We start from the raw sequence: 15325 nt of genomic DNA on the forward strand, positions 1-15325 counted from the left end.
TGGGGTTGAGACAAAACCCAGCAGCCTACCGAAGTCAAATCTCATCCCCCCGCCGAACGCTTACGAATTAATCGCAAACTCGTTTTTGCAACTTCCTCACCATCCACGTCGATCCATCGAGCAGCAACACACTTTGGCTCAGAAAGTTCATGATCGACAACGACATCAACTGTCAGCGTTTTTCCCCAAAAACGCCGCACTGATGTAATCGTGGCAGATAGGTTTCCCACTCCTTCACAATCCACTTTGCATGACAATCCATTGTCTGCGGCAAGCCGATTGATCAATACTTCTGGACCTGTTAGATATGCACGAGCACTAAACGTGTTGTCAGCGCGTCGTCTTTCTCGCAGCTCAGTTGGTCGAATCTCAACTCGATCCGAACGTCTAAGTAACAACTGAAACTCGTGAATACGCATAGATTCATCAACGACGGTTAACTTTAAAGGAAGCACCGGATCGAGCGAATTGACGAACTTGCTAGCGTCGATCCTAAGTGTGCCTGCCGTTCCAGCAACCAGTCCGGTCGCGACAACTAAGTCACTATTCACATACACTTGCTTCAAACGTGCCATTTCCGGGAAGTTCGAACAGATATCAAGCTCAACATGTTCTTTCCCTTTTTCGACACTCATAACTTCAGGTGACACAGCAAAGACTGGTTTCACATCTGAAGCAAGCTTGATTGCAATGGATTTTCCTCCAGAGAAATAAACGCTTGCCGTTCGACTGGTCTTTCCCAATTTTGTCGGCCGGAACATCAAGAATATATTCCCGTCACCATCAACCGGAATCTCCTTCGTTGAAGGAACTGCCGCTAAACAACCGCAACCGACTTCGACCTTCTCGATCGTCAGCGGAACATTGCCTACATTTTTGATGGTGGTCGAATAGGTTCTCTGATGAAGAAGCGGGACTTCGCCGACCGGAAGGATGACTTCGGTAAATGGAGGATGAAACTCCACCACCCCCAAGAATACCGTGTTTTTGGGAGGCTTGAACTCATCCCCATTCTTTGGTTGCACAACCTGAGCAACTGCTAGCGATTGCATTGTCCCTGTTAGAAAAGCGATCGTCCCCAATGCTACCGCTTGATAACCGATCCGCGACTGCCTCATAACACCCCTTTTTTTTACACGGTTTTAATGCTGCAAACGATTGCACAAGTGAACTGGTAAACGACTTTAATGCCAACTTGGTGGTCGCGTCAAGGAAATCAGCGTCGTGGTTTTAAAAAATGTCGAATTAGCAATGAATTGAATTTTCTCGAATGTTTCGAATCCAAAGGAACGCCAGCCTCATGACGAAGACGCTTCGTGGATATATTTGACCCGTTTTATCGCCTAGCCCCAAGCACAACGATTCAGGCCATCCTCTTGGCCTGCTCGTCAATGCTCGCGATCCGGTTCATTTTTTTGATAATTCTGGTTTGCCGCCGCGAGTTCCTGATACTGCTGTTCGGTTTCACCGCGTTGCAGGCGTTTACGCCTGGACGTTTTTGGGTCACGTTCCCGTCTCGACCGCCGCAATCGCCCGGATTCGGTTTCGGTGCTATCATCTTCGCGTGCATCATCCTTTTCCGGTTGGTTTACTCGCTTCATGGCCTTAATGTATTGCCGTTTTTCAGATTGTTCTTTCTTCCGCCTGCAACGCTGAACCCGGAATTTGGACAGGACAGAATTTCGCATTTTCGTGATTGTCTGCTGTCGCTGTTTCAAGCGATCACGGCCTACTTCATGCCGCTGTTTCATTTTCTCCGCTTTTTCTAGGTAGCGTTTTCGCGCATAGCAATTCATCAACCCAACATGCCGACCATGACTCACCTGAGCTCGGCGTTTTGGTGGGAGACTGTCTCGGCCAGGGTGTCTGTGTAATGGATACGGCGATGGGTAGCCCTGCCCAGCGAGTTGGCATCCAGCCGGGCGACTACATTTTGGCAATCAATGACCACACTGTTTCAAACCCGGAAGATTTGAAACAGAAGATCGCGAGTCTTCGTAGTTCCGACTCGGTCAATGTCAGTATTTGGCGACGTGGCAAGACGTTGACAAAGCAAGTCGCTTTGGCGCCCAAGGCCGCTGAGTTGCCGCAGAGCCATCGTGGTTGGCTGGGAGTCATGCTGACGGACGACACATACGACCACACCGGCGTCGTCATTCAAGACGTTTATCGCGACAGCCCCGCCGAGAGAGCAGGGCTACGTGATGACCATCATATTCACAAGGTCAACGGTGAGGACGTGAAGTCGATTGATATGTTCGTGGATAAGGTGAGCGACTTCGCACCAGGTACTGAGAGAAAATTGACCATCCAGCGTGAGGGCAAGGAACAGGAAATGGTAGTGGTGTTGGGACAAGTTTCCGATGCCCCAATCCAATGGTTCCGCCGATCGTGGCGAGTACCAAGCGACGATCTGAACTTCGAAATGCCTCAGTTGCGACCATTATCGGGTGCTGATGTAATGGATGAGATGATCGACGAGATGCGCGAACAGATTTGGTCGCTTCAGCGAGACGTTGAGCAACTCAAGCGTCCCACACCACCACCCCTCGACAGCAATTTAGAAGGGCTGAAAGATCCTGTGCCAGCGACTCCAGAAATCGACGACGTGTCGCGTCTCGAAAGCGGAGCACTGCTGGTCCAGTATGACAGCAGTCGACCGTTCCCGCCAAACATCAGCAACGATTGGACGAGATCTCGATATCACAATCAATACAACGGCAATCGCACGTACCGTTTTCGCCCGCCATATGGCCCAGCCTATCAGAATCCGTACTACTACCCTTATGGCAACTACCGTTACTACCAGTATCAAGGTCGTCCCTACTACTACGGCCGCAGTTATCCTTACGGGTTTCGCGGTGGCATTCAAATCGGACCCAACTTTGGCGTCTATTGGTAGATAGATCAACCTATCGCTACTTGCGATCAACAATTTCCACAGACTTTGACGGCTGCGAATTAATTTGTGCGGTCAATCACCCGCCACGCTGAGCGATTTCTAAGCGTTGCTTCCATCCAGTCGGGCCGTCTGCTTCAATCGCCAGAAAGTTTTGCCAGTCCAGGTGGTCGAGAGGCCATGATGTAGACAGCGTGCAACATGCCAGGAAAAAAGCCGAGCAGCGTAAGGAGCACGTTGATCCAAAAATACTTGCCAATCCCGAATTGCATGTACACGGCTACGGGTGGCAGTATGAAAGCGAAAATTAGTCGGATGTAGCTCATCTTCTACTTCTCCGTCAATGCTGGAACCTCACGGTACGGATTGGTCGGCGGCGCCCCGCTCTCGGTCGAATGATTCCATGCGAAGTGGGCCAGTTCCACGACGAACTTGGATCCATTGCTAGTTTGTTGCATATGCTCAACTCGGTTCGAGTGCAGGCTGATGGCGCACGCCACTCGTTCAAATCTACGACGCAACTACCCTGCTCTTTGACGCAACTACCGTGCCTAAAATAATCTTCTCACGGGACTATTGTGGGGCACGCAGGTTGCTTGATCGCATACCATCTTCCCGTCCAAAAGAGGATCGCTCGATGAATATCAAGGAACCACCACCATCGCGGGTAGCCATCGCAATGACATTCAACTCAGCGATCGCCGAGGATAAACCGAACAACAAGGTGACTGAGCGACTTCAAGTTCGCACCGTGCCAAAAAACACGGACACCGATGGGAAGACGCGAAAGCAAAAGCAACAACGTCAAACGGTAGCATCGGGCATCTTGAAGGATGATGGCAAAACCACTTGGGTGCTGTCCCCAGACAACAAGGACATGGGTGCCTAGAATTTGCCATGCGATGCCATCTATCGTTCTGGATATCGCTCGCGTTGATCGTCGCCGTCGAAGTCTTCTTCTGGCAGGTGATCCGTCCGTTCATGCTGGCAATATTCATCGCGATTGTGCTTGCCATCCTTGTTTTACCGATGCATCAATGGCTAACATCACGGCTCGGTTGTCGGCAGCGACTCGCCGCTGTGTGTACAACCCTGTTCGTGCTTTTCCTAGCGATGCTGCCGATCAGCTTCACAATGCTGATGGCTGGTACGCAATTGATGAGTGTTGGTCATTGGCGAACAATGTGCAGTGGCCAAAATGAACGAAACTCAACGGCTTTGGTGGAAAGAAACAAAGAATGACTGACTGTGGTTGCGAATTCGAGCCAACCGACGCCGATCAGCGACGTACATTAAGAGTTGTGTTGGCGATCAATGCGATTATGTTTGTCGCTGAAATCACCGTTGGAATCTTAGCCTCGTCAACAGGGTTGGCAGCGGATTCACTCGACATGCTTTCTGACGCTAGCGTATATGCTATCAGCCTATATGCTGTCGGTCGCGGAATCGGTATTCGGCGCACCGCGGCTTCCATCAATGGGTCATTTCAAGTCCTCCTGGGTATCGTTGTTTTGCTCGAAGCAGGCCGTCGGTTCATCGTTGGCGGCGAACCACTTGGGATGGCAATGATCGCCGTGGGATGCATCGCGCTTTTGGCCAACGTGATCTGCTTTTGGCAACTGTGGAAGCATCGGAAGGGCGACGTAAACCTTCGCTCATCGTTGATCTGTTCGGCCAACGATGTGATCGCGAACACGGGCGTGATCGTTTCAGGTGGGCTCGTGCTTTTACTCGAAACTCAACTACCGGATTTGGTGATCGGCGTCCTCATCGCCGCCGTGGTCATTCGTGGGGGAATGAAAATTCTGCGAGAAGTGCGTGAATCGGGGTGACTGACTTCGGCAGATCGTGCGCATTCACGGAAAGCCACGAATCGGGAGAGTTCGATGCACACCGACAATAAGTTCTGATTCTTCCTTTTTGAATAGATCGAGAAAGCGATATTACTTGCGACACCTTACTTAACTCCGGTGTCTTCTCAATCGCCAATAGGCTGCTGGTCGGTTTCATCTGCTCCAGCACGCTAGCGTCGTTCCGCCCGCGCCAGGCCCAAGTTCGACAACAACGTCGGCAGGACAAATGCATTCTCGGTTTGCGATTGCGGCGGTCAAGAGAGGCGAACTCGGAAACAGCATTGCAACTTGGCCTGGGTGTTTTCCCCATGCCTTGATAACGTGAGCAAATCTTTTCAGGTAGTGCGATAGCTCAAGACTGGTGGACGCCCGATTTTGAATTTAGACAGCGAGATTGGTTTCGTACTGAGTTTCAGACTCCGCTGGCGTTAGGTAGCCGAGAGTTTGGTGAATGCGTTTGGTGTTGTAGAACGTTTCGATATATCGGAACACACTCAGTCTCGCTTCGTTGATATCGGCGAAACTGTCGAACTTAGTCCACTCATGTTTGAGTAACCAAAAGAATCTTTCCATAACTGCATTGTCGTAACAGCAACCGACACGACTCATCGAGCAAGTGATCCCAAGCGTACGCAACGTCTGCTGGTAGTCGTCGCTCGTGTGCTGGCAGCCACGATCGCTATGGTGCAGCAGCTGTTTGCCATCGGGACGACGCGTCTGGATCGCTTGGCGAAGCACATCGCTCACCAAGGGTGTCGCCAGACTCTCCGAGATCGACCAGCCCACGATCTTGCGACTGTACAGATCGAGAACTGCAGCCAAGTAAACCCACCCCGCGGCGGTTGGAAGATAGGTGATGTCCGTCACCCACTTTTCATTAGGAGCGGTCGCCGTAAAGTCTTGATTAAGTATGTTCGCTGCGGGCCGTTTCGTCGGATCGGCTTGCGTTGTCGTTGGTGAAAACCTCTTTCCAACGCGACTTTTTAAGCCCATTTCTCGCATCGCCCTATCGACGGTGTTTCGGCAAGCCGATCCCAGATCAAGATTCTTCCGAAGTTGATCGGCGATCTTGTAACTTCCGTAAACCTTTTCTGATTGTTCGTAGACTTGCAGGATTCCCTGTCGGATTCGTTCGCTGCGAAAAGCACGTGGACTTGGTTTGGCACTAAGCCATTTGTAGAAGCCACTTGTGCTGACGCGAAGTACTCAACACATGCACGTGATTGGAAAACAGTCGCGATTCTCATTGATCCAGGCGTACTTCACTGCGACTCTTTCGCAAAATACGCCGTCGTTTTTTTTAAGATCTCTCACTCCATTTCAGCACGCTGAAGCTGTTTGCGAAGTCGTTTATTTTCGTTTTTGAGTTCTTCGAGTGGGGCGTCGTCAGTACAGGGCTCGGGTGTCGAGGCAAGCTTTTCGTGCCAATCACGTAGCGTACGCACTTCAACCCCAACAGCGTCGGCTGCCGCCTTGAGCGAGTAACCTTGCTTGACAATTAGATCGACCGAGTCGCGTTTGAATTCTGGACTGAAGCTGCGTCGCTTCTGCTTTGCTTTTTCTGGCATAGTGATCTCCTAGAAGGATTCTTGACGATTCCTCGGGTGTCCGCCAGTCTTGGGCTATCGCGTAGTGCATCCGATGATCGCAGTCAACTGACGAAAGGCTTCCGCGTATTTGTTCTCGGCGTTGAGCAGATCGAGACGCCGCTGTTGCAATACAACGCTGGCGCGACGGGCGCCAGGCAAGTTCGTCCGGCCTTGATTAAACAGTTCACGCGAAGTCACCGACACGTCTTCAGCAGTTTTCAGCAGTTCTGTTTGCGGGAAGACTCGCTCCATTAAATCGCTGGATCGTTGTTTTGCTGGCCATATACCGATCTGCGGAGCGATCGAGCGACTATCAAGCCCGTGCGTGGGAGTCTTCCCCATGCCGGGGCACGGGGTTTTCTGTAAATCTGGTTTTCATTGCGGATGAGCCTTTCAAACCCATCGGAACTGGAACATGAATTGCAGAAATCCGCTGGCACGATTGGGCGTAAAATCGAGTGTTTCGATTGATTTTCAAGTCGCCCTCCAGTGTGTCTCTGATGAAGGAGTGTTTCCGATGCCATTTCCAAGCTTCCACGCTATTTGTTGCTCGATTGCAGCTTGCATGTTGTTAATATCAACGACCCGTGCAGATGATTCGACGCAACAAAACAAGTCACAGTCGAAAGCGGCTGAGCAGTGGATTGAACAATTATCGTCCAAGGTGGATCTGACCAGCGACCAGAAGGACAAGATTCGCGAGCAGCTCAATGCCAACGGTCAAAAGGTCGCGTCGACCTGGAGCAAGTTTGCCGAAGCGAATGCCAAAGCGATTGCACTCGAAGCGACGATGTACGCCGCAATCGAGGACGGCATGAGTGATCAACAAAAGCAACAGTTCCGTGAGAATCGCAAGAACAAGCAGCAAACCAAGAAGTCACAGAACAAGCAGGACTCTGGGAAAACTGCAAAGCAAAAAAAGAACGGTCAAAGCGACAATTCGGGGCGTCGTTCCGACAACCGACAGGCCAGTGCGTCCAGCGATCCATCTAACAAGGAAAAGAGCGGAAGCTCTGGGCAGAACTCGACGTCTGACAGGCAAGCCAATCAGGACGATTCGGCGTACGTCTATGTTACGGAAATGATCATTGTGCCTGCTCAAGAACTGGCCAGCGACGTGCAAATGGACGCGCAGCAACGTCAGCAATGTGAACAGGCCTGCCAACAATTCCATAGCAGGCTGCATCAAGCATACAGCGACATCCAGCGATATCACGATCAGCTCGTGCAGTTGGAAGCCGAAAAGATGCTGGCGGTTGAAAAGGTGCTCAATGAAGAACAGTTGCAGAAGCTCAAAGAAGAGCGTTCCAGCGGTCAATCGGGCTAGGCAGAAAGATGGCAGTCTTTCGTGACAAACAGTTGTCGATAGTTTATCGACGTAACTAGCCGTTATGCCATGGTTCACGATCGTCGACCGACCGCTCCGGCGTTCGGAGTTGTGGATACCAATCCACGGAGCAGTTCGGCGATGATGCGAGATGTGCTATTCATGTGACTCTTCATTCGGCTTTGGTGGTTTTCAGTCGCCGAAAGACGACTTTATAGAGCAATCGTCTCAATGGATTCCCAAGCGGAGAGTCATGCACATTGAACGATTGCGACAAATATGCAAATTGTCGGCGTGTAGCAGAACAACCATTGGTCTGGAGATCATTACGACTTCTGGCCCCATCTCGTATTCCACAAGCTGATCGGCTTGGATCGGTGGCGTCGGCACATGATTGAACAACTTGGCGACTTGCGTGGGCTACGGTGCTGGATGTCGGTCGTGGCACCGCCAACAACTGGCCGCTACTGATTCCCCAAAACCTGTGTGAACGCGGACATTTATCGGCAATGACTATTCGGAGTGAAGGCTGGAACAATCACAGCGTCGCGCGTACACCGCGGGCTAGTCGACATTCTTCTCGCGGTAGGATTCGCCAAAATCCCCGTAACACAAATGACGATGATGTTGACAAATTCCACATTAAGGACAAATCGTGATCAGCCATACAAAACGACGAATCGCTTGGTGGTTAATGATTTTGGTCGTCGCTTTTCTTCTGGCGACCGCCGTGCTACCGCTGCTACCGGTCGACCAGTGGTGGATTCGATTTGGCGACTTTCCACGATTGCAATTTTTGGTTGCGTACCTAATGGCGTTCCTGTTGTTGTGGTTCTTCCGCCGTCAGGAAGGGGTGGGTGTTGCTGCATCGGCGCTGGCTATCGCGTGCTTGATCCAGTTTTATTGGATTCACTCTTATTTGCCTCTGGCGACTCCGCAAGTGGAAAATGCACAAAGCAAAGCGTCTGACAAACAACTTCGCGCATGGCACCAAATGTATTGGAAACGAACACAAATTCGGAAGCTTTGCTGAAACTCGTTACTGAGCGAAAGCCAGACCTACTTGTGCTTTGCGAAATAAACGAGCGTTGGGCCGAAGACATCGGATCGTTGAAACGCCATTTCGCGTCTTATTTCGTGCATCCATTCGTGCATCCACAGGAGAACAGTTACGGAATTGCACTTTACAGCCAACTCGACATGCCGCGTTGTGAATTGCGGGGGATGGTTCGCGAAGCGGTGCCGTCTATTGACGCGGATATCGTGTTGGGAGACGGACAAACCGTTCGTGTGTTCGCTGTTCATCCAAAACCGCCGCAACCTGGAGCCGACACCACGCGCCGCGACGCGGAATTGGTGATGGTTGGTCGTGAAGTTCGCGACGATCCAAGCGTGATCGTGCTGGGTGATTTGAACGACGTTGGTTGGTCGCGTACGAGCAATTTGTTTCGCGAGGCGAGCCAACTAATGGACCCGCGTATCGGACGTGGCTTTTACCCAACTTTCGATGCGACATCGTGGATCATGTGATACCCGCTCGACTATGTCTTCCACAGCGACGACTTCCGTGTCGCTCAGATCGAAGTCTTACTATCGATCGGTTCGGACCACTTTCCACTCTGGATACAACTCAGTCATGAGCCCGAAGCGACTGATAGCCAAGCTGCTCCAGACCTCGACGCAGGTGATCGTGAAGACGCTGTGGAAGCAGCAACGTAGTGGGGGCCAAGAATCTTGGCGCATCCCTCCACGAGATTGAATCGTATTACCTCGGCACATAGATCCGCGATGCACCGTGCGGCGGATGATAGGGAACATTGAGCATGTTGTGCGGATGGCGCGCTCCCGCTTCAAGTGCCAGATCCATTACCCGTTGCCATTGACGCCAAGTTGCGACTTCGCCGCGCAGAATAGCAGTGCCATTCTTCACCGTGACCTCAATCTGGTCATTTTTGTCAAGCAGTGCGTACTTCAGTTTGCGTAGCAAGGCGAATTTGATCGCATCGTCGCTTTTCTCCCTCCATTTTGGTTCGACTGCCAGCAAATTGTTGACGTGAACAACACCTGTCACTCCGTCAGCAATCCACTCGGCGACTTGCTTCTCTAGCTCGCTATCAACAATTCCGTAAAGGCTAACATGCGCTCGTTGACAGTGGACGCGGATGTCTCGTTGATCCAGATTCGCACTGCGACGAATTGCAGCTTGCGTTTCATGAATGATCTCCATGTCGCTGAATTCTTCGTTCCGATACTCGACCTCGATCTCATTGAGTACACGATGGACACCGACAATGTCACTCGCGAGACGCTCAGCACGATTTTTGGTCCGCAATCGGTTCACCGTTCCCGTGAGTCTCACCGTACCTTCGTTAGCTTCGGTTGCAATTGCATCGACGTGACTGAACACAATCGGATCGTTGCGAAATGAGCGGGAGATCGCCGCTTGTATCTCCTCCTCGCTAACCTTCGCCCATCGCCTGCGCCGCTGTGATTCATCGGCGGAATTCGGGTCGACCTTCACAGCAGTAACATCCACGGCCGAGACGCCCCAAATCTCAGCAATTTGCTCCAAACGATCCTTCGTCTCAGCCGATGGCGCGCTACCGGAAAGTTTGGCCACATGTCCTTCGACTCTGACGTCAACTTGAACATCGTCCAAGTAGACCGAATGCACGATCAAGCCACGAATCTCTTCCGCGATGTCTTTGTCCGTACGATCACTGCTCAGGCTGACAGCAATCTGATTGTCGACCTTCACTACGCCCGTCACGCCGCTGGCGGCGAGTTCGGCGATCCGCTTTTCTGCCAACGATGCAACCTTGCCAGTCAACGCAACTTCACCTCCGCTGACGTCGATCGCTATACGCGGTTCGTCGACACTGTCGTTGATCCGCAATACTTTCTCAACGTCCGCACGAATGTCGTCATCGCTGCGATCCGATGTAATGACGATTAGTTGATTCAGAACCGCAGTGACGCCACGAGTCCTTTTGGCAATCGTGTCAGCCATTCGCTTGTCGAGCAAACTAGTCGCAGTGCCTGAGAGTGTGACAAGTCCCGACGAAGCATCAACATTGATCTCGCCGCCCGCGATCCGAGAAGCGTCAGCGATGTCCGCCTCGATTGCAGAAGCAATTTCATTGTCCGAAAGGTTGGTATTGTTTGCGTTTTCTTGACCGCTTTGACCGCTGGCGTGCTTCGGGCTGAGAAGAGCCGCGACGATAAGCAGAGACAGGGAATGATTGATGAGCGTATTCATTGAATATTCCAAAATGAAAGTAGTGGATGTGAGTTGACTTCAGCGACGGAACCTACAGCGTGGTCGTGTCCGCGATCAGGATGACGCGATCACCAATCTTGACCGGCACGCCGGTGACGCTCACCTTGTCGCCTTCTTTGTATTTCTTGGCTGGATCGCCTGAACCCATATCAACTGTTAGGGTTTTGCCTTCGCCTGTCTTTACCTTGGCAACAGTTCGCTTTTCACCACGAACATTCGCTGTCTTGGTTGACTGAATCGTGCCGCTGTATTTGCGACCCGTCCGCGTGACAGCAACCTGCTTGCCCTTAGTTTCGATGGTGGTGGCGATAAGAACTTGCTTATTACCAGCTTTCGTCATCGGTCCAAATGCGGTGAGTGAATCGCCCTTGAAGAGTTGGAAATTGGAATTCGTCCCCATATCGACCCAGACAGATTTTCCGTCGTTAGCCTGCACTTGCAGCATGAGGGCCAAGCCCCCGAGTCGATTGACAAACTTACTCTCCGTAATCTTGCCCTCGACCTTCACGGACTTTCCGCTCAATCCCTTCTGAGTCGATTGGGCCACATTGCTGCTGTGAACCGCATGCTTGCCAGCGATTTCGCTGAAGTCATACGTGTCGTACATGCCATCGCCATCGTCGTCTTTGTAAGTAACGTAGCTGTCATTCAGATAGTCACCATCGGTGTCGTGGTAACGCGAGTACGACTCGTAATTGCCGTCATTGTCCGCGTCTGTATAGACTCCGTAGCCATCATCCCAATCTTCGCCGTAAAACTCGTCTGCGTCGACCGTCTCGACATCATTGTCGTTGTCGGTACTCGTCTGTTTATCGCGATAGGCGAAGGTCTCATTGTCCCAGCGGCCGATCGCTTCATCGGTTGGGTTGTAGTCGTTTCCATCAAACCATTCACTGACGTCGTACCAAGCATCGTCTTCGTAGCGACTGCCCACGTCTTCTGGTTCATCGGCGGACACATTGGGTGACAGGAGTGCAACGCCTAGAAGCGGTGCGATTGCAATAGAAAGCCGTGTGAGTTTTTTGTTCATGATCGCATTCCGTTAGTGGAAAGAGTTGAAAGTCACGCGGGTGCCGCGTGACAAGTTGACAGCGAATTTCCACGCACATGTCATGCCAGCATCGTCGTAGCGGGATTCGTGAGTAATTCTCGGAATGGGGAATTCTGGCGAATCCCACTTCCCGTTAGCTGCGTAGACTACGATACGCTCCGCTACTCATGCGGCGTGAAGCGATGCGTGCAATGCCGACCAATGCACCGGAGGCCGCACCCCAAGCGACGGCTTCCTTCCATGCCACATCGTGGGCGGCCGGGTTCATCGGTGGATCACGATCCAGAGTGGTGCGTCAGGCGGCTTCGAGCAATTGACGAGCAACAAAGGTCGCTCCCAGCGCCGCAGCGAACGCAATGGCCGATTCGGCGACAGTGATGCCCGCATTGCGCCCATCGGGCTCACTCCAACCAGCTCGTTCGCTGATTTGGTCGCGCGCGTTTTCGTATTGGTCTTTAAGTGTTTCTAGCATCAGATTGCTTACTTAATAGGACACGTAGTTCTAATACCGAAAAATCGCTGCGATGACTGCGTCGTCACCGGGCATAGATTCTTGATCGCCTTGCAAGACATTTCCGCCGCCACGCAGTGTCTCAACTACAGCCTGATTGGTTTTGTCGCAATGATCGGCGTGATTACAAGCCATCAGCGAGTCGATGCGCCCGTTCTTTGCGGCCTGCAATACCTCGTCCAAATCGTCCGATCCTTGCGACTCCGCGACCGTCGTGCCAAATCGCTCAATGAATTCGCTGTGATTAGCTTGCAACAGCGGTTCGATGGCGGTGTGAGCATGTTTTTGCATCTCGTCGGAACTCCATTCCGAAGGGCTTCCATCCACCCTGGCATCGACCTGAACCTTGGTTGTCGCCTCGAAATGACCCGTGACTTCGTGCGTGGCAACGACGACCAGTGGCAAGCCGGTGTTGTAGATCGCTGCGGTAACTTCGTCGCCGATCAATGACAAGTACTGGTCGCGGTCGGCGGCAATCATGTCCTCGCCTTCACCTTGACCATGGAACATCGCAGTCGACGTGCCAACCGTGTTGCCAACGCTGCGATGACTCGTATTTTGCAAACTCTCTTCGGGGTCACGCGGTAAAACTAGTTCATGGAACTTGGCTGGCAGTGCGGTGGTTTCGACCAAGTTGAACGTTGTGCTGTCAGCGCGATATAACTTTGCTTCTTCCCAAGAAAGCGACAGCACAAAATACTTGCCAGTGGAATTAGATTCGCGAACCAGCGGCTGAAGTAAAAACATTTCGCCGATGTAGACCTGTTCATCGACGCTGTGATTGAGGCGGAACATGCGGTAGTCGTCGGGTGTTAGGTAGATCGCCAGTCCTTCGCCTTGATGTTGCCAAAAGTCGTGTTGGTTTGTCTTGCTCGCGAGTTCGTCCAAGATGCCGTCGTCGTGACCAGCCGCTTTCAGCTTCTCACTTGCCTCTTTGAGCAAGTTTTTCAACCGAATTGGGCCCTGTTGAGTCTCGCGGCCGCTACGGTGTGTTCGCATCAAGATCGATACGCATGGATAAGCCGATACCGAGGCGAGTTCCTTCAGGTTTTGATCGTCCAGTGGTTGAAGCATCGGGGTGTCCGTTTTGGTAGTCATTAGTGAGTCCCTCGGTGAATGTGGTGTGGCTTTGTAAGTCACAATGCGCAGAAGAGCGAGTGCTTGCTCTTCAACAGTCGGCACTCTTGCATTGTGCAAACCCGATGCCACCCCTCACAAGCTCTTCGCATACCGCCTTACCAAATCGGTGGGCTGATGGAGCAGCGGCCAGGTGCGGCTTGTGACCTGACCGAAAACGATCTCTTCGGAAGATTACACGAAGCCAATGCGTTAATTCCGACTTGCTGAAAACCTCCAGAGAAAATTGAGGAATATCCCCATGCGAGATGCAGCCACAGTGGCGCGCTAATCGCTGCAAACTCTCGTATCGCAAGATGGCTTGGCAGTGACGGACACTGGACTAGCAAGGGTCGCCCGACCGCTCCGCCGGACGGAGTTCTGGCTGCGAACCAACGGAGCGGCACCGTGGCAATCAAAGAGATTTAGTTCCGCAGTCCTCACGTCGCCACTTGTAGGAAGCAGCTCAATGGTTGGGCAGCTACTAGGCATACCTTGATAGGAAAGGAAAAAAGATGAGATATTTAAGAATTTTTAGTCGCGTGTCGCTCGTGACCGCGATGCTTGCCCTGGCATTCAGTCCAGCCCTGCTTCGCGCTGATGAATGGGAAGAGAATACGCCCTATTATGAAGACGATGCATGGTACGACGTCAGTGAATGGTTTGATGGGAACGACTACAATCCGACTGACGAAGCAATTGGACGTTGGGACGATGAAACGTATGACGCCTCCGATGCCGTCACCAGTTCCGACCAGGACAACGATATTGACTGGTCGACGAACAGTTATGGGTACTACGACAACAACGCCAACGATTGGTACTACGACTACTACGACTATGGATACACCGATTACGGTGACTACAATTCTGATAACGCCTTCGATTACACGGCATCGTACTATGACTACGACAACGATGGCCTGTACGATGCGTACGCCAGCTACTGGGATTCGGACGGCGATGGTGTCTACGACGACATAAGCTATTACTCCTTCTCGGATGCTTCGGGTGGCAACGCGGAGCAAGCTAAGAAGAGCATCGCGGATGCGAAGTCGAAGCAGAAGTCTCAACAAGCGAAGATGACTTCGTTCACTGGCACGATCAAATCGGCGAAGAAGGTGAAAACTCCAGCATCGACTAATATCGTGGTGCAGTTGGCTGATTCGAGTTCAGGCAAGACAATGATCGTGGATCTTGGCCCGGCGAACGATTTCGACACGATGCCACGTTTAGGTCAGTCGGTGACGGCTAACGGTGTCACTTACAAAGCGGGCGATAAAACGGTCCTATTGGCTCAAAAGCTTGAGCGAAACGGAACGCTAGAGCAGGTGAATCGCAGCGGTCGCAGCTACACCGGCACAATCGAAAAGACCATGAAGTCCAAGATTCGTAGCCAGGACCATCAAATGGTCAAGATCAAGACGGACAAAGGGAAGAACTTGTTAGTCGATTTGGGTCCGGCTAAGAACCTGGACGCCAAGATTTCCGAAGGCACCAAGATCACGGTGAAGGGCCCAGCCGTAAAAATCAAGGACCGCGCGCTGTTGGTGGCTACCGAAGTCAAAGTGAATGGCAAAACGACGGACATCAAACGAGTCGCAGTCAAGTGATTGCATAGAACTCGCCGTCAGATCGATTCGACGCTTGGAAGTTAGCACGGTTCGCGAGACGCCTTATGCGGTCGTGAGAAAGCCGT

Annotated in this window: 18 protein-coding genes and 1 pseudogene; 8 read left to right on the forward strand and 11 right to left on the reverse strand. The window is 52.0% G+C overall.

Going from position 1 to position 15325, the window contains the following annotated elements:
* Positions 1–41: 41 nt before the first annotated feature.
* Both ABD971_RS28980 and ABD971_RS28985 read right to left on the reverse strand, forming a co-directional pair.
* Positions 42–1052: an Ig-like domain-containing protein gene (locus ABD971_RS28980; RefSeq protein ID WP_345327210.1), complete on the reverse strand. Its 1011-nt coding sequence runs from the start codon at positions 1050–1052 to the stop codon at positions 42–44.
* Between the two features lie 336 nt (positions 1053–1388).
* Complete coding sequence (locus tag ABD971_RS28985) at positions 1389–1601, reverse strand: hypothetical protein (RefSeq protein ID WP_345327211.1); 213 nt, start codon at positions 1599–1601, stop codon at positions 1389–1391.
* Between the two features lie 239 nt (positions 1602–1840).
* On the opposite strand from ABD971_RS28985, the gene ABD971_RS28990 reads away from it, so the two are divergent.
* Positions 1841–2902, forward strand: a complete 1062-nt coding sequence (locus tag ABD971_RS28990) for a PDZ domain-containing protein (RefSeq protein WP_345327212.1) — start codon at positions 1841–1843, stop codon at positions 2900–2902.
* 134 nt (positions 2903–3036) lie between these two features.
* Here the strand turns inward: ABD971_RS28990 and ABD971_RS28995 are convergent, their stop codons facing one another.
* On the reverse strand, positions 3037–3225 hold the full coding sequence (locus ABD971_RS28995; protein ID WP_345327213.1) for a YqaE/Pmp3 family membrane protein: 189 nt from the start codon (positions 3223–3225) through the stop codon (positions 3037–3039).
* A 311-nt stretch (positions 3226–3536) separates the two neighbouring features.
* On the opposite strand from ABD971_RS28995, the gene ABD971_RS29000 reads away from it, so the two are divergent.
* From ABD971_RS29000 to ABD971_RS29010, 3 genes are read left to right on the forward strand one after another with little or no spacing between them, the layout of a single operon-like run.
* The gene (locus tag ABD971_RS29000) at positions 3537–3788 is read left to right on the forward strand and encodes a hypothetical protein (protein WP_345327214.1); all 252 of its coding nucleotides are present in this window, start codon (positions 3537–3539) and stop codon (positions 3786–3788) included.
* Between the two features lie 44 nt (positions 3789–3832).
* Positions 3833–4141 carry an AI-2E family transporter gene (locus ABD971_RS29005; RefSeq protein ID WP_345327215.1) on the forward strand — a complete coding sequence of 103 codons (309 nt, stop codon included), beginning with the start codon at positions 3833–3835 and terminating at the stop codon, positions 4139–4141.
* A complete protein-coding gene (locus ABD971_RS29010) occupies positions 4138–4731 on the forward strand; it encodes a cation efflux transmembrane domain-containing protein (RefSeq protein WP_345327216.1) in 594 nt (197 codons plus the stop codon). The genes ABD971_RS29005 and ABD971_RS29010 overlap by 4 nt, the downstream gene beginning before the upstream one ends.
* 402 nt (positions 4732–5133) lie before the next feature.
* On the opposite strand, the pseudogene ABD971_RS29015 reads toward ABD971_RS29010, so the two are convergent.
* The 3 genes and pseudogenes from ABD971_RS29015 to ABD971_RS29025 all read right to left on the reverse strand — a co-directional run.
* Positions 5134–5946: pseudogene (locus ABD971_RS29015) on the reverse strand (IS3 family transposase); the annotation flags it as partial.
* 116 nt (positions 5947–6062) lie between these two features.
* Positions 6063–6320, reverse strand: a complete 258-nt coding sequence (locus ABD971_RS29020; protein ID WP_345327217.1) for a transposase — start codon at positions 6318–6320, stop codon at positions 6063–6065.
* Positions 6321–6374: 54 nt separating this feature from the next.
* Positions 6375–6683: a hypothetical protein gene (locus ABD971_RS29025; RefSeq protein WP_345327218.1), complete on the reverse strand. Its 309-nt coding sequence runs from the start codon at positions 6681–6683 to the stop codon at positions 6375–6377.
* Between the two features lie 223 nt (positions 6684–6906).
* Here ABD971_RS29025 and ABD971_RS29030 point away from each other — a divergent pair, with 223 nt between their 5' ends.
* The 3 genes from ABD971_RS29030 (at position 6907) to ABD971_RS29040 (ending at position 9198) form a co-directional block, all read left to right on the forward strand.
* Positions 6907–7668, forward strand: a complete 762-nt coding sequence (locus ABD971_RS29030; RefSeq protein ID WP_345327219.1) for a hypothetical protein — start codon at positions 6907–6909, stop codon at positions 7666–7668.
* Between the two features lie 655 nt (positions 7669–8323).
* Positions 8324–8701, forward strand: coding sequence for a hypothetical protein (locus ABD971_RS29035; protein WP_345327220.1), 378 nt, complete (start codon positions 8324–8326; stop codon positions 8699–8701).
* Entirely contained in the window at positions 8653–9198 is a 546-nt protein-coding gene (locus ABD971_RS29040; protein WP_486348655.1) for an endonuclease/exonuclease/phosphatase family protein, read from the forward strand. The genes ABD971_RS29035 and ABD971_RS29040 overlap by 49 nt, the downstream gene beginning before the upstream one ends.
* 235 nt (positions 9199–9433) lie before the next feature.
* Here the strand turns inward: ABD971_RS29040 and ABD971_RS29045 are convergent, their stop codons facing one another.
* From ABD971_RS29045 to ABD971_RS29065, 5 genes are all read right to left on the reverse strand, one after another.
* The gene (locus tag ABD971_RS29045; protein ID WP_345327222.1) at positions 9434–10927 is read right to left on the reverse strand and encodes a BON domain-containing protein; all 1494 of its coding nucleotides are present in this window, start codon (positions 10925–10927) and stop codon (positions 9434–9436) included.
* Between the two features lie 52 nt (positions 10928–10979).
* Positions 10980–11978 (reverse strand): hypothetical protein, encoded by a 999-nt coding sequence (locus ABD971_RS29050; protein WP_345327223.1) that lies wholly within the window; start codon positions 11976–11978, stop codon positions 10980–10982.
* A 154-nt stretch (positions 11979–12132) separates the two neighbouring features.
* Complete coding sequence (locus tag ABD971_RS29055) at positions 12133–12285, reverse strand: DUF4235 domain-containing protein (protein ID WP_345327261.1); 153 nt, start codon at positions 12283–12285, stop codon at positions 12133–12135.
* Positions 12286–12294: 9 nt separating this feature from the next.
* Entirely contained in the window at positions 12295–12471 is a 177-nt protein-coding gene (locus tag ABD971_RS29060; protein ID WP_345327224.1) for a hypothetical protein, read from the reverse strand.
* 30 nt (positions 12472–12501) lie between these two features.
* Positions 12502–13608, reverse strand: a complete 1107-nt coding sequence (locus tag ABD971_RS29065) for a baeRF3 domain-containing protein (RefSeq protein ID WP_345327225.1) — start codon at positions 13606–13608, stop codon at positions 12502–12504.
* A 533-nt stretch (positions 13609–14141) separates the two neighbouring features.
* Between ABD971_RS29065 and ABD971_RS29070 the strand changes: the two genes are divergently transcribed.
* Positions 14142–15239, forward strand: a complete 1098-nt coding sequence (locus tag ABD971_RS29070) for a MamS/MamX family magnetosome protein (protein WP_345327226.1) — start codon at positions 14142–14144, stop codon at positions 15237–15239.
* The last annotated feature ends 86 nt before the right edge of the window (positions 15240–15325 follow it).

It is taken from the genome of Novipirellula rosea, assembly GCF_039541335.1.
Lineage (GTDB): Bacteria > Planctomycetota > Planctomycetia > Pirellulales > Pirellulaceae > Novipirellula > Novipirellula rosea.